Annotated in this window: 24 protein-coding genes; 15 read left to right on the top strand and 9 right to left on the bottom strand. The window is 34.0% G+C overall.

Annotated features, from left to right (window positions below):
• Nucleotides 1-35 precede the first annotated feature (35 nt).
• The 7 genes from ACO05K_RS10760 to ACO05K_RS10730 form a co-directional block, all read right to left on the bottom strand.
• A complete protein-coding gene (locus tag ACO05K_RS10760) occupies nucleotides 36-725 on the bottom strand; it encodes a CAP domain-containing protein (RefSeq protein WP_421944447.1) in 690 nt (229 codons plus the stop codon).
• 221 nt (nucleotides 726-946) lie between these two features.
• On the bottom strand, nucleotides 947-1,711 hold the full coding sequence (locus ACO05K_RS10755; protein WP_421944446.1) for an SDR family NAD(P)-dependent oxidoreductase: 765 nt from the start codon (nucleotides 1,709-1,711) through the stop codon (nucleotides 947-949).
• Nucleotides 1,712-1,797: 86 nt separating this feature from the next.
• The gene (locus tag ACO05K_RS10750; RefSeq protein WP_421944445.1) at nucleotides 1,798-2,205 is read right to left on the bottom strand and encodes a helix-turn-helix domain-containing protein; all 408 of its coding nucleotides are present in this window, start codon (nucleotides 2,203-2,205) and stop codon (nucleotides 1,798-1,800) included.
• 54 nt (nucleotides 2,206-2,259) lie between these two features.
• The gene (locus tag ACO05K_RS10745) at nucleotides 2,260-3,099 is read right to left on the bottom strand and encodes a ThuA domain-containing protein (RefSeq protein WP_421944444.1); all 840 of its coding nucleotides are present in this window, start codon (nucleotides 3,097-3,099) and stop codon (nucleotides 2,260-2,262) included.
• Between the two features lie 193 nt (nucleotides 3,100-3,292).
• The gene (locus tag ACO05K_RS10740) at nucleotides 3,293-4,936 is read right to left on the bottom strand and encodes a glycine--tRNA ligase (RefSeq protein ID WP_421944443.1); all 1,644 of its coding nucleotides are present in this window, start codon (nucleotides 4,934-4,936) and stop codon (nucleotides 3,293-3,295) included.
• A 300-nt stretch (nucleotides 4,937-5,236) separates the two neighbouring features.
• Nucleotides 5,237-5,440 carry a hypothetical protein gene (locus ACO05K_RS10735; RefSeq protein ID WP_421944442.1) on the bottom strand — a complete coding sequence of 68 codons (204 nt, stop codon included), beginning with the start codon at nucleotides 5,438-5,440 and terminating at the stop codon, nucleotides 5,237-5,239.
• On the bottom strand, nucleotides 5,437-6,858 hold the full coding sequence (locus tag ACO05K_RS10730; protein ID WP_421944441.1) for a S8 family peptidase: 1,422 nt from the start codon (nucleotides 6,856-6,858) through the stop codon (nucleotides 5,437-5,439). Before ACO05K_RS10730 ends, ACO05K_RS10735 begins: the two co-directional genes overlap by 4 nt.
• Nucleotides 6,859-7,121: 263 nt before the next feature.
• Here ACO05K_RS10730 and ACO05K_RS10725 point away from each other — a divergent pair, with 263 nt between their 5' ends.
• The 15 genes from ACO05K_RS10725 to ACO05K_RS10655 all read left to right on the top strand — a co-directional run bounded on the left by ACO05K_RS10725 (nucleotide 7,122) and on the right by ACO05K_RS10655 (nucleotide 19,706).
• Nucleotides 7,122-7,757, top strand: coding sequence for a hypothetical protein (locus tag ACO05K_RS10725; RefSeq protein WP_421944440.1), 636 nt, complete (start codon nucleotides 7,122-7,124; stop codon nucleotides 7,755-7,757).
• Between the two features lie 6 nt (nucleotides 7,758-7,763).
• Nucleotides 7,764-8,417 carry a hypothetical protein gene (locus ACO05K_RS10720; protein WP_421944439.1) on the top strand — a complete coding sequence of 218 codons (654 nt, stop codon included), beginning with the start codon at nucleotides 7,764-7,766 and terminating at the stop codon, nucleotides 8,415-8,417.
• A complete protein-coding gene (locus ACO05K_RS10715; RefSeq protein ID WP_421944438.1) occupies nucleotides 8,396-9,181 on the top strand; it encodes a sensor histidine kinase in 786 nt (261 codons plus the stop codon). Before ACO05K_RS10720 ends, ACO05K_RS10715 begins: the two co-directional genes overlap by 22 nt.
• Nucleotides 9,178-9,810 carry a response regulator transcription factor gene (locus ACO05K_RS10710; RefSeq protein ID WP_421944437.1) on the top strand — a complete coding sequence of 211 codons (633 nt, stop codon included), beginning with the start codon at nucleotides 9,178-9,180 and terminating at the stop codon, nucleotides 9,808-9,810. Before ACO05K_RS10715 ends, ACO05K_RS10710 begins: the two co-directional genes overlap by 4 nt.
• A 177-nt stretch (nucleotides 9,811-9,987) precedes the next feature.
• Nucleotides 9,988-10,908 (top strand): glycerophosphodiester phosphodiesterase family protein, encoded by a 921-nt coding sequence (locus ACO05K_RS10705; protein ID WP_421944436.1) that lies wholly within the window; start codon nucleotides 9,988-9,990, stop codon nucleotides 10,906-10,908.
• A 93-nt stretch (nucleotides 10,909-11,001) separates the two neighbouring features.
• Nucleotides 11,002-11,709 carry an ATP-binding cassette domain-containing protein gene (locus ACO05K_RS10700; protein ID WP_421944435.1) on the top strand — a complete coding sequence of 236 codons (708 nt, stop codon included), beginning with the start codon at nucleotides 11,002-11,004 and terminating at the stop codon, nucleotides 11,707-11,709.
• Nucleotides 11,710-11,712: 3 nt separating this feature from the next.
• Nucleotides 11,713-12,252 (top strand): hypothetical protein, encoded by a 540-nt coding sequence (locus ACO05K_RS10695; RefSeq protein WP_421944434.1) that lies wholly within the window; start codon nucleotides 11,713-11,715, stop codon nucleotides 12,250-12,252.
• An 88-nt stretch (nucleotides 12,253-12,340) separates the two neighbouring features.
• Nucleotides 12,341-13,027, top strand: a complete 687-nt coding sequence (locus tag ACO05K_RS10690; protein WP_421944433.1) for an outer membrane beta-barrel protein — start codon at nucleotides 12,341-12,343, stop codon at nucleotides 13,025-13,027.
• Between the two features lie 13 nt (nucleotides 13,028-13,040).
• Nucleotides 13,041-13,814, top strand: coding sequence for a hypothetical protein (locus tag ACO05K_RS10685; protein ID WP_421944432.1), 774 nt, complete (start codon nucleotides 13,041-13,043; stop codon nucleotides 13,812-13,814).
• A 42-nt stretch (nucleotides 13,815-13,856) separates the two neighbouring features.
• On the top strand, nucleotides 13,857-14,582 hold the full coding sequence (gene gldF / locus ACO05K_RS10680; RefSeq protein WP_421944431.1) for a gliding motility-associated ABC transporter permease subunit GldF: 726 nt from the start codon (nucleotides 13,857-13,859) through the stop codon (nucleotides 14,580-14,582).
• Nucleotides 14,582-16,264 (top strand): gliding motility-associated ABC transporter substrate-binding protein GldG, encoded by a 1,683-nt coding sequence (gene gldG / locus ACO05K_RS10675; RefSeq protein ID WP_421944430.1) that lies wholly within the window; start codon nucleotides 14,582-14,584, stop codon nucleotides 16,262-16,264. The genes gldF and gldG overlap by 1 nt, the downstream gene beginning before the upstream one ends.
• A 33-nt stretch (nucleotides 16,265-16,297) precedes the next feature.
• Nucleotides 16,298-17,422, top strand: a complete 1,125-nt coding sequence (dnaN, locus tag ACO05K_RS10670) for a DNA polymerase III subunit beta (protein ID WP_316736433.1) — start codon at nucleotides 16,298-16,300, stop codon at nucleotides 17,420-17,422.
• An 84-nt stretch (nucleotides 17,423-17,506) separates the two neighbouring features.
• A complete protein-coding gene (locus tag ACO05K_RS10665) occupies nucleotides 17,507-18,187 on the top strand; it encodes a DUF4397 domain-containing protein (protein WP_421944429.1) in 681 nt (226 codons plus the stop codon).
• A gap of 66 nt (nucleotides 18,188-18,253) precedes the next feature.
• Entirely contained in the window at nucleotides 18,254-18,946 is a 693-nt protein-coding gene (locus ACO05K_RS10660; protein WP_421944428.1) for a DUF4397 domain-containing protein, read from the top strand.
• A gap of 73 nt (nucleotides 18,947-19,019) precedes the next feature.
• Nucleotides 19,020-19,706, top strand: coding sequence for a DedA family protein (locus ACO05K_RS10655; RefSeq protein ID WP_421944427.1), 687 nt, complete (start codon nucleotides 19,020-19,022; stop codon nucleotides 19,704-19,706).
• 58 nt (nucleotides 19,707-19,764) lie between these two features.
• Here ACO05K_RS10655 and ACO05K_RS10650 read toward each other — a convergent pair whose 3' ends face one another.
• Together ACO05K_RS10650 and ACO05K_RS10645 are read right to left on the bottom strand one after the other, a co-directional pair.
• Nucleotides 19,765-20,721, bottom strand: coding sequence for a zinc dependent phospholipase C family protein (locus ACO05K_RS10650; RefSeq protein WP_421944426.1), 957 nt, complete (start codon nucleotides 20,719-20,721; stop codon nucleotides 19,765-19,767).
• 18 nt (nucleotides 20,722-20,739) lie between these two features.
• Nucleotides 20,740-21,165 (bottom strand): VOC family protein, encoded by a 426-nt coding sequence (locus ACO05K_RS10645; RefSeq protein ID WP_421944425.1) that lies wholly within the window; start codon nucleotides 21,163-21,165, stop codon nucleotides 20,740-20,742.
• Nucleotides 21,166-21,240 lie beyond the last annotated feature (75 nt).

Below are 21,240 nucleotides of genomic sequence, written 5' to 3'. Positions count from 1 at the left end.
ATTATGCTTTCTGTTTAAAAAGTATTGATGTTTATTTAACGGCTATTTTGACTTGTAGCTGGCTGCGCCACAAAATCAATAACGGCACACCAACTGTAAGATGGATGTGGCTGAATACTTATGCCAACTGTATTTAATTTGTATTTCTGATCGAGAAGGTTTTGCCTGTGCCCAAGAGAGGGAACGCCACAATCTAGCAATAAGTGGCAAACAATATCCAAACTATTTGAGTAGCCAAAATCTATATTTTCGCTCATAGCCTTTTTGGGAAAATGTTTTGATACCCGAGTGGCGAATGAATCTCCGTTACTGCTTTCATGTGTATCTATATTATTCCGATTTAAATCTACAGCATGGCCTCTGCTCAAGGAGCTTAATTTTTCATCGGGATAAAACATGGCTAGGTTTTTAATCCCTCGTATATGTTTTAGTAATGAGGTATAATAAGAATTGTTGCGGGAGATTTTTAACTCATTATAGTTTCTGTATTTTTTAACTTTTTCGTTGTAATTGTTAATGTAATCTTCTAGAAAAGTATAGTAGAATTTCTCACCATCAATACGAATAAGATTCATGTAAAGAAGCGTATTTTTTTCTTCGCTGGTTAGGTAATCTGCATTTGCTCCGGTATTTGCTCTTTTGAATTCAGCATCAGTCCACCGTTGTGCAAATACTAAATTTGAACTTATAAATGTTAGTAAAGAAAAAATGAAAAGGCGAAGCATGTGTGGTTTTTCATTGATAACGCCTTGAAGTTTTATTTATTTCTTGTAAGAGGCAAAACAGTTTGATTTTAAATAAAAAAGAGGCTATTTCATAAATACGAAATGTCATCCTGAGCCTGTCGAAGGACTTGTGAAATTGTTTTAAATGCGTTTCGACAAGCTCAACGTGACAAAATACAAAATTATTGATTTATGATAAAACCTCTTTCTAATTTAAGCTTCTATAAAAACATACCGCCCGATGCTTCGATGCGTTGTGCATTTATCCATTTGGCTTCTTCAGTACATAAAAAGGCAACCACACCGCCAATATCATCTGGTAAACCAACTCTGCCTAACGCAGTTTGTGATGCAATCATTTTATTTAATTGTTCGTTATCGCGAACCGCACCGCCACCGAAATCAGTTTCTATGGCTCCAGGAGCAACGATGTTTACGTTTATGCCTCTTGCACCCAATTCTTTAGCCTGATATTTAGTCAGCGTTTCCATTGCGCCTTTCATAGATGCATAAGCTGCATAGCCAGGTAATGCGAAACGAGCCAATCCGGTAGAAACATTTACGATTCCACCACCATCATTTAAAATACCCAAAGCTTTTTGTGTTAAAAAGAATGCTCCTTTAAACTGAATGTTTACTAATGTATCGAATTGTTCTTCGGTAGTTTCTGCAAACGAATTGTAAATCCCAACTCCTGCATTGTTAACCAAATAGTCGAATTTTTCTGCATTAAAAACTGATTTCAAAACCGCTTTCACTTCATCAAAAAAGGCATCGAAAGTTTTGCTGTCGGCAACATTTAATTGTAAAGCAGCTGCATTAACACCAATTTCTTTTAGTTCAGCAACAGTTTTATCGGCATCATCTTTTTTAGATTGATATGTAAGGATAACATTTAAACCTTTTTTTGCTAAATGAATAGCTGCATTTTTACCCAATCCACGGCTACCACCGGTTACAAGTACAATTTTATTTTGTTTTTCCATTTTCTTTTAATTTGATAAACAAAGTTAAATGGAAACTGATTCTAAAAATGGTGATACGTTAAGGAAAAATGGTGAGTAGTTAAGTTTTATATGGTGAAAATTTCCTTTTTTTCAGCAAGTGATTGAAAATATGCTTCGCGATATTGTTTTGGTGTTTGCCCAGAAAAGTGTTTAAAAAACTTAGTAAAGTTCGATGGATCGTAAGTTAAAATTCTGGCGATTTCAGATATCGGCGTACTAACATTTTGCAACATCGATTTTGAAATTTCCATTAAACGTTCTTCAAAGAAAAAGCAAGGAGAATGACCTGTTGCCGCTTTAATGGTATTGCTAAAATGAGTAGGATGGACGTGTAAAATTTCGGCAAAATCCCTTACTTCGAACATTTCTGTTGCTCTGCCAGAAACGATATCAGCTAGATGTTTATCTAATTCTATTAAATAATCGGCTGCAATTTCGTGTTGACGGGCAAAGAATTTTTGAGGGATTTTCATATTAGCTCCTGATTAGCAAATCAAATATAAAATAGAAGGAATTAAAATTACATTCTACTTTACTTTTTTACCTGTACCTAACCAAATTAAACTGTTCAAAATCATTTTGTTTTGAATTTCATTATCAAAAGTAAAAGATAAAGTTTTGTTAGTATCGTCAAATTTATGTTCATAATCCATATCGTTATGCCCCATATTAAAGTAAACCATTTTGTAGTTTTTGTTTGTCCATACAACGGGATAATAACCGCTATGCCAAGTTTCGTTTGCTTTTGGTCCAGTACCTAATGGGAAACTTGTCGAATCAATTGCTAGTAGAATTTTAATATCTGGGTTTTTCTTTAAATCGTTTTGCCAGCGATACCATTCATTTGGTTGAGCTTTAAATGTTTTTGGCAAATTTTTAACCACAGGATGGCTTTTACTTTCTACTTTCAAAATTGCAGAAGTTGGTCGCCATGTATTGCTACTGTAACTCCCAGAGCCTAAAAAGGTATTATGGTACCAATTCCAGTTCATATCGTAGGCTGATTTTTCTAATGCAAAAGCCGAAAAATGAAAACCCATCCAAGCACCACCATTTTCCATATATTTTTGAAAAGCTTCGCGTTGCTCAGGTTTTTCTGGCCGAGTATCTAAAAATAAAACTACCTGATATTTCGATAAAAATTCTGAGTTTAAATTCTCCCAATTTGAGGTTGAATCGTAACTGAAGCTATTTTTTTCGGCTACTTCCGTAAACCATTTATTCGCTTCATTTACAAAACTGATGTGTGCTAAATCGCTTTTACCTGTGTAAAAAGCAATGACTTTAAACTTTGGGTTTTTAGGTTGAGCGAGAGCAACTGTCGTAAAAAACATCAATAGTAAAAGAGAAGAAACTTTTTTGGTCATTTGGTTAGGTTATGATATCTAAATTAGCGAAAAGGTTAGAAGCTTTTACATCACAACTAAATCAAAGCTTGGCATTAGTCTCGAAAACTTAATTTCAATCGATTGATGTTTTTCGCATAAAAAAAGTCGCAGATTAAAAACCTGCGACTAATTATTATAAATCTACCTTAAATGCCTAAGGTGGTAATTAAATCTAAGCCAATAAGTTTTTCCAACTTACCGCTTTATTCACAATTGTTCCTAAATCGGCAATGGCAACACGCTCCTGTTCCATGCTATCGCGATGGCGAATCGTAACGGTGTTATCCTCTAAACTTTGGTGGTCAACTGTAATACAGAAAGGTGTTCCAACTGCATCCTGGCGGCGATAACGTTTACCAATCGCATCTTTCTCTTCATAAATACAGTTGAAATCAAATTTCAAAGTATCCATAATTTCACGAGCTTTTTCTGGCAAACCATCTTTTTTAGTTAAAGGGAAAACTGCAACTTTATAAGGCGCTAAAGCTGGGTGTAAACGCAATAAAGTACGGCTGTCTTGTTTTTCTTCTGTACTTAAATCCTCTTCTTCAAAAGCATTAATCATTGTTAACAAAAACATACGATCTAAACCGATAGACGTTTCGATAACATAAGGAACGTAATTTCCGTAAGGTTTACCATCCTCATTTAAATCGTTATCAAAATACTGCATTTTCTTGCCAGAAAATTCCTGATGCTGTGTTAAATCGAAATCAGTTCTACTGTGAATACCTTCAACTTCTTTAAATCCGAATGGGAATTCAAATTCAATATCAGTTGCCGCATTAGCATAATGTGCTAACTTAACATGGTCGTGGTAACGATATTTTTCAGGCGATGTTCCTAAAGCTTTGTGCCATTTAAGGCGAGCTTCTTTCCAGTATTCAAACCATTTTTTGTCTTCACCCGGGCGAACAAAAAATTGCATTTCCATTTGCTCAAACTCACGCATACGCATAATAAACTGGCGGGCAATTACCTCATTTCTGAAAGCTTTACCAATTTGCGCTATACCGAAAGGAATTTTCATTCTTCCCGATTTTTGAACGTTCAAAAAGTTTACAAAAATACCTTGCGCCGTTTCCGGACGAAGGTAAACTTCATCACTTCCTTCTGCCATTGCACCAAATTGCGTGCTAAACATCAGGTTAAACTGGCGAACATCCGTCCAGTTCGATGTTTTAGAAATTGGGCAAATAACTTTATAATCAACAATTAAATCTTTCAGCTGGGCTAAATTTTCAGATTTAAGCGCCAAATTCATTTCCACTTCAAGCGCTAAACCTTTTTTCACAAATCTCCAGCTTGCTTCATCAACAAAAGGGTATTTAGCGTTATCTAGCGCTTCATTCTCATTTTTAAATCCTTCAATCCAACCTGCTTGATTTTCATCACTCCAAGAAAGAATATTTTGTTGAAACTCCTCGAATTTTGCTTTGTTTTCTGCACTAAAATTGGCTAATTCAGAATATAACTCATCAATTTTATTCTCTAATAATTGGTCGGCACGATAACGCTTATTCGAATCCTTGTTATCAATCATCGGGTCGTTAAAACCATCAACGTGTCCGCTGGCTTTCCAAACTTTCGGGTGCATAAAAATCGCAGAATCAATTCCAACAATGTTTTCATGCATTTGTACCATGGCTTTCCACCAGTACGTTTTAATGTTGTTTTTCAACTCGGCACCCAACTGGCCGTAATCGTAAACGGCACTTAAGCCATCATATATTTCGCTGCTTTGGAATACAAAACCGTATTCTTTAGCATGTGATATTACATTTTTAAATTGTTCGTCGTTATTCTTTTGAGCCATAATGGAGGCAAAGATAATTATTTTGAGCTGAAAGACTAAAGACCAAAGATTAAAGTAAAGCAGGAGCTTAATTGTTTCTTAGATGTCTCAGGTGGTTCAAAATTATTTGGAAAGCAATTGCAATGCTAATCGGTTGTGATAGCCCCGCTTTACGCTTTACTTCGTTACACTTCGTGCTCGCTGCAATCGGGTTTAGGTGGCTAAAATTGTGCAACTATCAAGGGTTTTCTAAAGCCTAAAGCAAAAAACGATGCTACAGGTTATGCAGCATCGTTTACAATTAAAACTGAATGGTTTTGGCTAAATGTTAACGTCCCTTTCTTCCTCAACACTTAATACGCCATTAATTTTTTTTACATCTGCCATTTTCTGGTTTGTCGGAACAACCATAATTACACCAATCGATTCGAGCGTTTCAATACTCTTTATCCCTAATTTTTTAAGGTCATTGGATACGGTGTTCAAACTACCATCTTTAACAGATATTAACCATTTTGATTTCATCTTATTATTTTTTCAATAGGACCAATTGGATCGATAGGGAATCTAGGATTTACCAAGATTGGAGGTCTTTCAATTGGAAATCTATCTATTGGAAATTTAATTAATCTATTTTTTGTAGGCGCCTGTACTAAACCTGCACCAACATCTCTTGCAGGCGAAGATAGCGCTTTTGCTGTTGAAGTTAATTTACGCCACAAATTTATGCCACGTAAACCCGATGCCTGAGCCCAAAGTGCTGCTATTCCGGCAACGTGTGGTGTAGCCATACTGGTTCCGTTCCAGGTTGCATATTTGGTAGGCAATTTTGTAGATGAGTAAACGCCTACACCAGGTGCGGCAATATCAACAGCACCATAAGTAGGGTATAAGCCACCGTTTGAAAAACTTGCAACATTCATATTAACATCTACAGCTCCAACCGCCATTATTGATGGACAATTTGCAGGATGCATCACTTGTCTAACCGTACCAGGTCTTGATGAATCATTTCCGGCGGCTGCAATAATTAAAGTTCCTTGCGCCAAAGCTCTGGCTGCAGCAGTTTCAAACACAGCCGAATAACCTGGCCCGGTTAAAAAACCTCTTAAAGACATGCTTACTACTTCACAACGGTTTGCAATTGCCCAGTTAATACCTGCAAGAATGCCTCCATCGCCACCAGAGCCACCATTGCTTAATACTTTGCCAATATAAATGCTTGCAGCATAGGCAATTCCATATCTTTCAGAAGCTGATGGCGAATTTAATGGTCCGCAAGCAGTTCCTGTACAATGTGTTCCGTGGCCGTGTCCATCTTGCGTAGCTTCGCCAGCAATAAAACTTTGGTGCACAACCGGGCGCCCAGCAAAATCAGGGTGTGTGAAATCGAATCCGGTATCTAAGATTGCAATTTTAATACCTGCACCATTATAAGGATTATACCTTAAGAAAGTTGTAGGTACAACATTAGTTGCTTTTAAACCCCAGGTTGCACCAACCGATTCAACTTCCGATTCCTGCTCTGCATAGCTCGATTCATCAAACTCAGAGCCAACCAAAGCATTTGTTATTTGGTTTATCGCATCTCTGTAACCTTCAACATAGTTTTGAGTGCTTTCATCAAGCATCCCGATGGCATAAACTACAGTTTCTTTTTCTACAATCATTTGGTTATCTCCAAAACTGCTAATGCTGTTTTCAATTTTTGGTTTTTCGTTAACGATTGCAATGCCTAGTTTATCTAAGATAATACCATCGGTTTTGGCAAGGTCTTTATCGGTAAAAAATTCATTTTCAAATTCGAGAGAGCTTTTCAGGTTTAAGCCACTTATCGAGTTAATTTGGTTAATAGAATCTGATGTGTTAGATCCTTCTGGTAACAATACAAGGTATCTGCCTGTGTACTCTACCTTTTCTTCTTTTTTCAAAGTTTTTGACATGATTTTTAGTTTATTGATTTAGTACCTACTCTGTTTAGGATTTTCGGTTTATTCCTTAAAAATTGTTGAGGTTTTATACATCCAAAATTCAATTAACCTGGGTAAAAAATTGGCAGGTAAATCACTAAAAATCAGTAGTGAAAGGAACAAATCCATAAATGGTGAAAACAACTATAGAAATATGGGGAAAACCCCATGTTTTAAGCTTAAAAGTTTTATCACATTTGAGAATAAACATTAACTTTAATAAAAACCAAAAAACTATGGAATCGAACCCAACATTCAGTTACGTTATTGCATTTGTTTCGGGCGCAATTGCACTTTATCTATTTCAAAAACTTTTTAATAATTCTAATAAGGATAGAAGCGTAGGAAAACCTAATACAATGAGCGAAAAAGCCATCCAACTAATGGTTAATAATTACCGTGATATTCAGTTAGCATTGATAAATAAAACGCTGGGTATTAACGATGCACATTCGGTTTGGTTTGATTTTAAAACCCTAAAAAAATTCACATCAGATATTGAAAATGAAACCAAAAAGGTAGACAGAGGAATTGCTGAAGAAAGATTAGGATTACGTTTTTACTATGCTGCTTACCCAAAAGTTGATAATTGGGATATTTTTAGAAACCTTTCAATATCTAAAGAATTAGCTGAGAAACACACGCTGATTATGGTACCAACATTGAAAATTAAAGACAGCCTTGGTAACTATTTAGATTATGATTTCAACCCACTTGATGCAACAACATATACTCGTAATAGAAAAGAGAAAGGTGAGGTTTTAAGAACTATGTCAATAAGTGCAGATAGTGAAACCCAAGCACTAGAGGTAATGGCTCAAAATCATGGTCAAACCATTCCGCCAGCAGTTACTGTGGTAGAAAATTATTAGAAACGAATGGAATTGAGTGATTTCCAGAAATTTTTAAGCGAAAGCTTTCTTTGGGTAGAAGGCTTGGCTGCAATTATCGCTTTGCTAAATTATAAACCTCTAAAAAATCAATATTGGAGGTTTTTTATTTACTACTTAATTCTAATTTTTTTAAGCGAAATTCTTGGTAAATGGGGTGGTTTGTACTTCAGTTTCTCGAAAGCAAAGTATTACAACTACCTTATTATTCCATTTCAATTTATATTCTTCTATTGGCTTTATGCAGTAAAATCTTTTGATAACTATAGATTATTTTATTGGTTTTCGGCCTTATATATTTCATCGTTTCTGGTTAGCGAAATCTTTTTTAGCGAAAAGAAAATTTACTTTTCTTTTAATTATACCCTGGGTTGCTTACTGCTGATGTTTTTGGTGTTGAAAGAGTATTATAATCAGGTAAATTCTGTTGATATACTTAATTTTAGTAGGAATAAAATGTTTTATATAAACTTAGGTGTTACCTTGTTTTATATTGGAACACTGCCGTTTTTCGCATTCTACTCTTTACTTAAAGACTATTCTACAATTTGGGATATCTATTTTGGTTATTTCTTAGTCTCTGGAATAGTGATGTATTTATTATTTTCAATTTCATTTATATGGGGAAAGCAGAATTATTAATTACGGTTATTTTATTTAACCTGTTTTTTGTGAGCTTCACTGTAGCCATAATGATTTACATTCGGAAATATAAATCGAGGAAGAAAGAATATTTGAATGAAATTAAAATTAACAATGAGATTCATCAAAAAGAGTTGTTAGCAACACAGTTAGAAATACAACAGGCTACCATGCAGCAGATTGGTAGAGAATTGCATGATAACATCGGGCAAAAATTAACTTTAGTAAGTTTATATAGCCAACAACTTGTTTACGAGAAAAAGGTTCCTCAAGAAAGCGAAAAAATTGAACAGATTTATCAGATCATAAATTCATCATTGCAGGATTTAAGAAGCCTTTCTAAAAATTTAACCAATGATAATGTGAGTAGAAATGAAATTGTAACTTTAATACAAGATGAAGTAGATAACTTAAATGCATTACAAAAGTGCGACGTGCTTTTTAGTTATAATAGAGCTTATTTCGACCTGGATTTTGTACGAAAGAATGTTTTACTGAGGGTAACGCAAGAATTTCTTCAGAATAGCTTAAAACATGCTAATTGCAGCAAAATTAATATTGATATACATTCTTCTGATGACGTTTTTTTGCAACTTAAAATACAAGATGATGGCTTGGGTTTTGATTATGCAAATATTAAGGCAGATGGAATAGGCCTGAAAAACATGAAGAAAAGAGCCGAAATTATTGGCGGACAATTTAGATTTGAAAGTAAACCAAATTTTGGGACTGCACTTACCGTTATTTTAAATAACCAATCATGAAAAAAACTATTGTTATTGTAGATGACCATGTACTTATAGCAAAAGCATTGCAAGGCATTATTAATAACTTCGAAGATTTTGAAGTTATTTACGTTTGCGAAAACGGAAAAGACCTGATAGATAAGTTTGTAAACGGAAATAAAATTCCGGATATTTTGCTTTTAGATATTAGCATGCCAATAATGGATGGTTTTGAAACTGTAACCTGGGTTAAAATTAACCATCCGGAAATAAAAGTTATGGCACTGAGTATGCAAGGTGAGGATAAGAGTGTTATTAAAATGGTTACCAACGGCGCAACCGGCTATCTTTTAAAAAATGCTCACCCTACGGAGTTAGAAAATGCACTTACAAAGTTGGCCGCTAATGGTTTTTTCTATCCAGAATGGGCATCGAAAATTATATTTTTTAGCTTAAATAAATCAAAAGAGGCCGAAATTAAAATATCTGACCGGGAAAAGGAGTTCTTGAAATATACAGTTACCGAACTTAACTATAAGGAAATTGCCGATAAAATGTTCTGCAGTCCGCGTACAGTAGAGAGCTACCGCGATAACCTTTGCGAAAAACTAGAACTTAAGACAAGAGTAGGTTTGGCGGTTTTTGCAATAAAAAATGGGTATGCGTAGAAGAGGGTTAACTGTAAGGTGGGTTAATTGTTTGAATTGTTAAGTTGGTTAACTGTTTAAATTGTCGAATTGGTTAACTGCTTGGCCCTCGATTAACCAGTTTAAACAATTAACCATATTTGACCAAAATTCCTTCATTTTACTTTCCGCTTTTCCATTTTTTCCTACTTTTGATTCATGAGATTTCATTTTTTACTTTTCTTAACCGTTGTAACAGCTTTTATATCGTGCAAACAAGAAGAAAAAGTTCATCACTACATCAAATTCGATAATACTAATGAGCTTTATCAGTTTTTAAAATGGTCGCCTGAAAATCGTTTCCCATTAATCAGTGCACATCGTGGCGGTCCAATGCCCGGTTTTCCAGAAAATTGTATAGAAACTTTTGAAAACGCTACTACCTATAATCCAATGGTAATCGAATTTGATATCGCTTACAGCAAAGATTCTGTTTTGGTTATTATGCATGATGATAAATTGGATAGAACATCCACTGGAAAAGGAGCAATTGGAAATTACACCTACCAGGAGTTACAAGCTTTTAATTTAAAAGATGATGATGGAAACGAGACCAAATTTAAGATACCAACTTTAGATAGTGTTTTGAACTGGAGTAAAGGAAAAGCTTTGTTAACCATCGATTTGAAGCGTGGTGTTTCTTACGCAAAGGTTATCGAAAAGGTTAAACAATATAAAGTAGAATGTAATTCGATAATTATAACTTATACAGCAAATCAAGCTCAGGAAGTACATCAGTTAGCACCTGATTTAATGATTTCTGCATCGGTACAAAAGAAATCAGAATTGAAAAGACTTAACAGCTTGGGCATACCAAATAATAGAATTGTAGCTTTTGTTGGTGTTAGTGCACCAGATAAGGAGTTGTACAAATATCTTCATGATAACGGAATTACAACAATTTTAGGTACAATGGGTAACATTGATAAAATTTCGATAGCTAACCCGGCGAAAAATGTTTACTACCATTTGGTAAGCAATGGTGCTGATATTTTATCTTCAGATAATATTGCCCAAGCTGCAGAGCAACTGGATAAGTTTCGATACAACAAGAAAATAAGTTCGGCACACGTTAATTAAATTATAATATCTTCATTTTAAGATATGAAGTAATTTACATCGAGAAAAATTGCTTCGTGCCTCGCAATGACGACCGATTTATAAAGAAACACAATGAGTATTTCAGTTAAAAACCTTTCTAAACATTACGGCAAACAAAAAGCGGTAGATTCGATTAGTTTCGATGCAAAACCTGGTCGGATTTTAGGCTTTCTTGGTCCGAACGGGGCAGGTAAATCTACTACTATGCGAATGTTAACCGGATATTTGGAGCCAACATCGGGTGAAGCTAAAATTTCTGAAAATGACATCGTTAGTCAATCAATTATCGCTAAAAAGCATATTGGTTATTTGCCAGAAAACACACCGCTTTACACGGATATGTATGTAAAGGAATTTCTTAATTTTGTTGCTCAAACCTATGGGTTAAAAAATATTTCTGAGCGTGTTGAGGAAGTGATTAAAATGGTTGGTTTAACACCAGAACAGCATAAAAAAATCGGGATGTTATCAAAAGGTTATCGTCAACGTGTTGGCTTAGCTCAGGCGATTATCCATAATCCGGATGTATTGGTTTTAGATGAACCAACATCGGGTTTAGACCCAAATCAATTGGTTGATATCAGAGCATTGATTAAAGCACTAGGCAAAAACAAAACGGTTATTATTTCAACTCATATTATGCAAGAGGTTGAAGCCATTTGCGATGACATTATCATAATTAACAAAGGTAAAATCGTTGCAAACGATACGCTTGAAGGAATTAAAAAGGCAAATAATCAAAGCTCATTAGAAGATATTTTTAGAAAACTTACTGCTTAATTTATGTCGAAATCCAGTTTTTTGTTATTTGCTTTGTTATTTTTTTCAGGTGTAACCTTAAAGGCTCAAAATACAACTAACTTAAGTGTTGGTGCAGAAATTGGTCTTCCATCCGGTAATTTTTCTGGTATTTCTGCAATTGGAACAGGAGCATCTATAAAATTAGATTTACCGGTTTCCAATCAATTTGCGTTAAGCTTAAATGCTGGTTTTATGAACTTTTTTGGCAGACGAAATCAAGTTCTTATCGTTAAAGATTTAACATATATTCCATTAAAAGCAGGTTTAAAATATTATTTAAGCGAAGGCTTCTACGCTGAAGCGCAATTGGGAGCTGGATTACCGGTAAACCAGGGACAAAAAACATTATTTGTTTGGTCGCCAGGTGTAGGAAACATTTTTAAACTGCGTGGTAAAGGTTTACTAGATGTTGGTCTTCGTTACGAAGGTTGGACAGGTAGAAACGATGAATTACAATTTCTAAATAGATCAAACTCTAAAGGTTTTGCAGGCTTAAGAGTAGCTTATGCATTTGAATTGTAATTAAGCCTGCGTTATTTTTCGGATAAATCAACTAAATCTTATTTAGTTCTTTAATTTTTTCTTAATTTTCTTAACCGAAAAACTATTTATGAAAAAATTAATTTTAACGCTATCAATTGCTGCCATTTCTTTTGGCGCCTTTTCACAAACAAATCAAATAAAAGTTGGCATAAAAGCCGGACTTACTTTGCCAACCATTTCGGCAAATGGTGGTGCAAATGCTTTCGATGGCCCTGAACCACCAGATTACAAAATGAATCCTTCGTTTTACATTGGTGGAATTGTCGATTTTCCTGTTTCAAGCTTTTTCTCTATTCAACCAGGTGTTACACTATTAAATAAAGGTGCAAAATATGGTAATCGATATAACTTAGGAGGTGAAATATATCACTACGATGGTAAAGTAAACTTAATGTATCTAGAAATACCTGTAAATGGAATATTTGCCATTGAAGTTGGAAAAGGAAAGGTATTGTTAGGAGGAGGACCATATTATGGTATGGCCATCAGTGGAAGGAATAAATTCGAATCGACTATTACAGTAAATGGTAGTACAACAACTACTTCTGGAGATAGGAAATTAGAATTTGGGAGTGACAAGGATTTTCAGAAGGATGATTATGGGGTGAATCTTTTAGGTGGTTTCGAACTAGATAACGGATTGAATATTCATGTGGGTTACGGTATAGGTTTTAGAACGATAACTGGTGGGAATAGAAATTTCTATCAGGAAAAAAATAATGTATTATCAGTAGGTTTTGGTTTTTCTTTGTAGTTAATTCTAAGCCATGTTCCAATATTTCTTTTTCATAATTCTTTATCCAGCTTTGCTGATTTTAAGTATTCTGGTCGGTACCAGATACGCTTCTTATCGGTTAAATCTAAATAAATCCTGGAAGAATATCGGACTGGAATCAAGCTTGATGAGCATTTATGCTTTGCTACTTTCATTTGCACTAGCAGGCTCAAGTAACAATGCAGCCGAACGAAATGAAGAAATTTACGATGTAGCAGATCGACTATCTTTAGTGGTAAAAAAATCGAAATATTTTGAGCCAGAATTACAAACTGCCGTACATAAATATTTAATGGATTTTTTTGAAATTCATGAGCATAACCTTAATGCTAATGCGCCCGAAACGGGTGTAATTGTTAACAAGATTATTGCGAATGATCAAAAACTAGATGAATTTTTGATAGAATATTTGAATAAATATCCTGCATCAAAAAATGAAATTAACGAGGTAACAACCAATACAAGCGGCTTGCGCTCAGCTTACATTCGCTTAACTCAAAACTACGGTAAAACCACACCATCATTAATAATTGCAATTTTAATTCTATATTCTTTTATGATGGGATTTTTAATTGGATTTATGAAGAAATTCCATTCAAACGAAACTTTTATTGTTTCTACCATTTTTGTAATTATCAGCGCAGTTATGATTGGTGCAATTTGGGATCAGGACCATCCGGGTATAGGTTTTATCAGACCAAACTATGAAAGTATTAATGATGTAAGCAATTTATTTAAGGCTTATTTAACACGCCATCATCTATAATTTGCTTTAATATTTTATTAACTTCGGCATTTAAATTTAGTTATGTACGCAGTTTTTAAACGCGAATTATATAGTTTTCTTAGCTCGATGGTTGCCTTTATAACTATTGGGATTTTTTTGCTGGTTTCCGGCCTTTTATTATGGTTTTTTCCTGATACATCGATACTTGATTATGGTTATGCTGAACTCGGCGGTTTCTTTAGCCTGGTTCCATATCTTTTTATGTTTTTAATTCCGGCGATAACCATGCGCTCATTTGCTGAAGAAAAAAAAGAAGGAACCTACGAGTTATTGATTACCAAGCCAATTACGCTTTGGCAAATTATTTTTGCCAAATATTTATCGTGTTTAGTTTTGGTTTTATTCTCATTAATACCAACAACTATTTATTATTTTTCCATCTCAAAATTAGGTTTGCCTGAAGGAAATGTCGATTCCGGAGCAGTAATCGGTTCTTACGTTGGGTTGTTTTTGCTCGGAACCGCATTCACATCAATAGGCGTTTTTGCTTCATCAATTACAAAAAACCAAATTATAGCATTTGCAATTTCTGCAACAATTTGTGCATTTGCATTTTTAGGTTTCGATTATACCAGTCAACTTTTTGCATTAAGTTCGTTCGAAACCACAATATCAGCATTCGGAATAAATGAGCATTACCAATCTATTAGTCGTGGCGTTTTAGATACCAGAGATTTGATTTACTTTCTGAGCTTTTCTTCAGTTTTTTTATTGTTTACAAAATTAGCAGCAGGAGGGAAGAAATAATGAAGAACAAGAAAAATTGGGTAAGCATAATTGTAGTTTTAGTAATTCTTATTGCCGTTAATGTTATTGGTAAATATGTTTTTCATCGGTTTGATTTTACTGCCGATAAAAGATTTACGTTAAACGATAAAACAAAAAAGGTTCTAAAAAATACACAAAAACCGGTTTTAGTTACTGTTTTTTTGAATGGAGAGCTACCTTCTGCATTTAAAAGATTGCAAACATCTGTAAAAGATTTGCTGAGCGATTATAAAGCTTATTCAAATGCCGAATTAAAGGTCGTTTTTGTAGATCCTTTGGAAGGTTTAAACGCTGCAGATCAAGATACGGTTATAAATAATCTGTATCAACATGGTATAGAAGCTACAAATTTAAGTGTTAAAACTGAGAGTGGTTTAACTCAAAAACTGGTTTATCCAATGGCGATGATTGAAAGCGATGGTAAAGAATTACCCGTTAAACTTTTCCAAAATCTTGATGCAAGCGGTAATTATGAAGATAATATTAACCGTTCAATAGAGAACCTGGAATATGTTTTTACATCAGGTATTAAAAAAGTAGTAACAGGAAATAATCCTCGCATCGGTTTTACAGAGGCAAATGGAGAACCATCTGATTTAGAGCTTTACGATGCAATACACACACTTTCCAGTAGCTACGAAGTTGGTAGAGTAAATTTAAATACCATTGATAAGGCTGGTTTGGATAAGCTAAAAATGATGATAATTGTGAAGCCGCAACAAGCATTTACCGAAACTGAAAAGTATAAAATTAATTACTTCGTGATGAACGGCGGAAGAGTACTTTGGAGTATCGACCAGGTTTCTGCTGAGTTAGATAGCTTACGTGGTAAAGGAGCGCAAATGGTGCTTAACAAAAACCTAAATCTTGATGACATGCTGTTTATGTATGGCGCAAGGATTAATTATAATGTTATTGCTGATAAAAATTCTGCCGAAATTCCTGTATCAACCGGTGTTGTTGGTGGGCAATCGCAAATTCAATTAGTGCCCTGGATTTATTACCCAATTTTATTACCAGATACTGCTGCAAGCTTAGTGAAAAATTTAGATGGTATAAAAACTGAATTTCCAAGTACAGTAGATACTATTGGCGTTAAAGATGTAAAGAAGACTTATATTTTAACTACATCAGCGTTTAATAAAGTTTTCAATGTTCCGAAGTTATTCTCTTTGCAAATGGTTGCAGAACAACCTGATCCGAAAACTTTCCAAAATCCACTACAAAGTGCGGGCGTTTTATTAGAGGGTGAATTTCCATCAGTTTTTGCCGGGAGGCCATTGCCTGCTCAAATTGGAAGTCCTTATACAAATGCTGCGGTAAGTAAAAATTCAAAAATGGTTGTAATTGGTGATGGAGATATTTTCAAAAATCAGGTTATTGCAAAAGATAACTCGCCGTTGCCATTAGGCTTTGATAGATATACACAACGTACTTACGGAAATAAAGCACTACTTTTAAATATTGCAGATTATTTTACCGATGATGATAATCTAATTGAGTTAAGAAATAAAGAAGTTAAAACTCGATTGCTCGATAAAGCAAAAATTAAGCTAGAAAAAACCAAATGGCAGGTAATAAATGTTGTTTTTCCTTTATTATTGTTAATATTCTTTGCAACTTTTCAACATTATTACCGCAAGTACAAGTACGCTAAATAATTTTTATATTTTTGAAGAAGACTAATTGATATCATGAGATTTATTGTATCCACATCAACTTTATTAAAACACCTACAAACTGTAAATGGTGCATCTAGCAGCAGTACGGTTTTACCTATATTAGAAAATTTTCTTTTCGAAATTAAAGAAGGCAATTTAACAATCTCTGCAACTGATTTACAAACCAGCATGACTACTGCTTTGGCTGTAGAATCGAAAGAGGAGGGTAAAGTAGCTGTTCCATCTAAAATTTTATTAGATACCCTTAAAACTTTACCAGACCAGCCAATTTCTTTTAATATTGATGATGCAACTTTCGCAATTGAAATTAGTGCAGGTGATGGAAAATATAAACTTAGCGGAGAAAACGGTGATGATTTCCCGAAAATTCCGGTAGTTGAAAATGCATCATCAGTTAATTTACCTGCTTCAGTTTTAACAGAAGCAATTACAAAAACAATTTTTGCGGTTAGTAACGATGAATTACGCCCGGCAATGACTGGTGTATTTTGCCAACTATCTCCACAGCATATTACATTTGTAGCAACTGATGCACATAAATTGGTGCGTTACCGCCGTATGGATAGCAAAGCTGATAAAGCAACTTCATTTATTCTTCCTAAAAAGGCATTAACACTTTTAAAAGCTGCGTTACCTTCAAACGATATAAATGTATCTGTTGATTATAACGCTACAAGTGCTTTCTTTAAATTTGAAAACATCAATTTAGTGTGTCGTTTAATAGACGAGCGTTATCCTGATTACGAGGCAGTTATCCCTCAAAATAATCCTAATAAATTGGTTATTGATAGAAGTTTATTTTTAAATACACTTCGTCGTGTGGTTATCTTTGCCAATAAAACTACGCACCAGGTTCGATTGAAAATTAATGGTAGCGAATTAAATATTTCATCAGAAGATCTAGATTTTGCTAATGAGGCGCATGAGCGTTTAAGCTGTCAATACGATGGTGAAGACTTAGAAATAGGTTTTAATGCTCGTTTCTTAATCGAAATGCTTAATAATTTAAGTGGCGATGAAGTTACATTAGAGCTTTCTACACCAAATAGAGCAGGATTATTAATTCCTCAAACTAATGATGAAAACGAAGATGTGCTAATGCTTGTAATGCCTGTAATGTTAAATAACAGTTACTAAGTAGCGAAGTTTTTAGCTTCATATAATAAAAATGGCTTGGTTTTTGAACCAAGCCATTTTTATTTAAGCCAAATACATCTATTTATGAAAAGCTCTACTCACCAATCTTTTAAGCCGTTTATTTTTTTATTTCTAGCATTTTCTGTGTTTTTATTGTGTTGTAAAAAGCACGATCCAAATGTTGTTGTGCAAGGTCAGGCAAAAATAAAAGTTATAAATGCTGTGCAAAGCGAAATTAAGCAAGAGGTTTATATTGATAATTCAAAAATGACTACAACAGCATTATCATTTGGTGAAACGAGTGAATATGCAAAAATACAATCAGGCAGTAGGAGCATCAGTTTTGTAGGTTCTAATAATTTAAATACAGATACCAATTTAAATTTTACACCATCATTAACTTATAGCACTTTTTTAGTTGCAGATAGAGATGGCAAGAAAGAAATCGTAAATTATGAAGATAATTTAAGTATATCTGATATGACTGCTGCAAAAATTAGAGTGGTTAACTTAACACCATATTTTAACACAGGCGTTAACGTAAGCATTCAAACTGGCTCACCATTTATTAATGCTTTATTGTTTAAAGAAGCTTCTAATTATTTTACTGTTGAAAGTGGTGCGGCTTTAAGGTATAATGTTGTTGGTTCTGGTAGTATAAAAACAATTCCGGCTGCCGATTTATTACCTGGCAAAATTTATACAATCTGGCTTAGTGGCTTAACAGCTGCAACCTTGGAAGCACATCTGATAGTTGATAATTAGTTAATCAGTTTCATCTACAATTCAAGTTACAAAGGCTATCTTTGAAAAGAACATTTATAATTACGCATGAAAATTAAATTATCAGCGTTTCTCAAACTTTCATTTGCTCTTTTTGCACTTACTTTGTGTTTGGTAAGTTGCGTTAAAAACGAGAACACTAACACCTACGATACAAAGGTTAGGTTTATCAACATAATCGATGAAAAAGCTCAGGATTTTTATTTAAACGGTATTCGGGCTGCTACAGGAGTTGGCTATGGCAGTAATAGTAGTTATATTACTATGTTTGGTGATAAAGAGTATAGCATTCTTGCTAAAAATACAGCAACACAAATTGTTAGTGATTCAATAAAATTTTCATTGGGCGTTGGTAAAAACTATTCTGTTTATTATAGCAAAACCACTGCAACTGATTCTGTACTTACTGTATTAGAGGATAATTTATCACGCGATACTGCATCAGTAAGATTGTTTTTTATTAACCACGGTTACACTTTAAATTCAAAAGTTAGTATCCGAAGTCAGTCATCAACATTCTCTAAAATTTTAGGTCTTGGTGAAAATTCAGGTTATGTAAAACTTCCTGCAAATAAAACCTCCGATATATATTTAAACCTTTTAGATTCGGTAAATGTAATTGATACCATTCCATTCACAAATTTTGTAAAGGGAAGTAATAACACAATTCTTATCGATGGTATAAATAAAGGCAGTAGAAAAGGCAAGTTGAGAGAACGCATTATTGTCAGTAGTAATTAAATTTCTGCTAATAAATTCAGAATAATCTTTAAATCAATTTGATATTCCTACTTTTGCCCAAAATCATATACAATTGGAATTACTACAACAACTCTTAGATTTCATACTTCACATTGATGTTCATTTGGCTCAAATCGTGAACGATTACCAAACCTGGACTTATTTAATCTTATTCCTTATCATTTTTGCTGAAACTGGTTTAGTTGTAATGCCTTTTTTGCCAGGCGATTCTTTACTATTCGCAATGGGTGCGCTAATTGCAGGTGAGCACGAAACTGGTTTAAATATTTGGGTAATGCTAATTATTTTAATTGTTGCAGCAATTTTAGGTAATACAGTAAACTTTAAATTGGGTAGCGTTTTAGGTGCTGGTGTTTTTAAAGAAGAAAACAAGATTTTAAAACTTAAATATTACGAACAATCGCATGAGTTTTTTGAAAAGCATGGTGGTAAAGCAATAATCTTTAGTCGCTTTTTACCTATTTTCAGAACCATTGCACCTTTTGTTGCGGGTATTGCTAAAATGCCTTTTGGTAGGTTTACTTACTTCAACATTATTGGTGGAGTTTCATGGATTGTAGCTTTATTATTAGGAGGTTTTGTATTGGGCCAAATTCCAATTATTAAAAATAATTTTGAATTGGTTATCGTTTTCATTGCAGTTGTAACTTTTGTTCCGGCAATTTGGGCAGCAATAAAAAGTAAATTGCAACCTAAAAAAATTGAAGAAATTATTGAGGGAGACGATTCTAAAAATTAATCTTAAAAGATAAAAAAACAAAAGGCAAGAAGTAATTCTTGCCTTTTGTTTTTAGATACTAAATCTCTCTACCAATTGGAAATCCTTTTAGGAATTTTTTCTCCGTTTCAGCCTCAGCTTTTTTTTCATCTGCTTTCGGTTCAACTTTAGTTAGGTTTTTTAGTTCTGGCTGACCAGCATCTACCCATGCAGAAAACCAATAAGAACCAATTTTTAAAATTGCAGAACGCATTTGCTTCTCTACCATATGCTCCATTTTATCGTGATAAGCCTTTGAATAAGCAACAGAATATTGCTTTAAAACCGTGTTATTCCTTTCAGAAAAACTATATTTTTTATCAGATGGAAAGTTTGAAGCTAATTGTGATTCGAATCTCAAGACGGTATCAACCAGAGTATTGGTATGTTTAACAATTTTCCAGGCTTCTTTTAACGGGTTTTCTATATAAGTCGCTTTACCAACAACAAAATTATAGTTAGTATGAAAGAGTTCAGGCAATCTGCTTTCCCAAAAAGCATGAATGCCAACTTGATTAGTTAGTTGACCATTATGGTTTGATGTTGTATGCAAAGGTACATGTGCATCACCAATGTAATGACCTAAATCTGCAGAATATTTTAAAATTTTAATAGAATCTCGATTCTCGAATGCTTTAACCAAACTATAATAAGTACGCTGAATTTGCCATGGAACAATACCATCTGTGTTGAGCTTTTTTTCTCCATATTTTGCAACAGCATCATTCCATTTTTCAGGAATACTGTCGATATGCTTTTCATAATTTTCAACATCAAGATAGTGTCTCGGTGCTTCCAATGTATCAGCATATCGTCTTTTATCTGGGTCTACAGCATGTTCTGTTATATATTTGATATTCTTTTTATAGAAAGAAATCATTCCCGCAGGTAACGTAAACACAGCAAGATTATTAATTCTTTGATGCGCAAAGAAACCCCAGGAAGTACAAAGAATAAGTGGGATGGTTAACGCGGAAATTATCGTTAATCTTTTCATTTAATGTAATTAGGTTATTTAAGCATTTTCAATTTTGGCTATATCCAATTTTTTCATTTGCATAACAACATCCATAACTCTTGCAGCTTTTTCAGGGTTCGATAGCAATTCTGCAATATTAGCAGGTACAATTTGCCAGGAAACTCCAAACTTGTCTTTAACCCAACCACACATACTTTCAGCGCCACCGTCTTTGGTAAAAGTTTCCCAATAATAATCTATTTCATCTTGTGTATCACAACTTATCATAAATGAAATTGCCTCATCAAATTTTAACTCGGGTCCGCCGTTTAGCCCCATAAATTTACTGCCATTTAATTCAAAAGTAACAACCATGGGTGTTACCTGAGTAATTTTTGAATTTTTGAAAACTGTACAATAAAATTTTGCTGCTGTCTCTGCTTGTCCATCAAACAAAAGACAGGTAACTAGTGGTTTTGACATACTTGTTTTGGTTAGAATTTTATCTATACAAGTTAAGCATCAATTTCGTTTATTATGGTTAAAAAGAAGACTTAT

Source organism: Pedobacter sp. (assembly GCF_965227205.1).
Taxonomy (GTDB): domain Bacteria; phylum Bacteroidota; class Bacteroidia; order Sphingobacteriales; family Sphingobacteriaceae; genus Pedobacter.
Note: the sequence above shows the minus strand (reverse complement) of the source record. Positions and strands in the feature narration are given on the sequence as shown.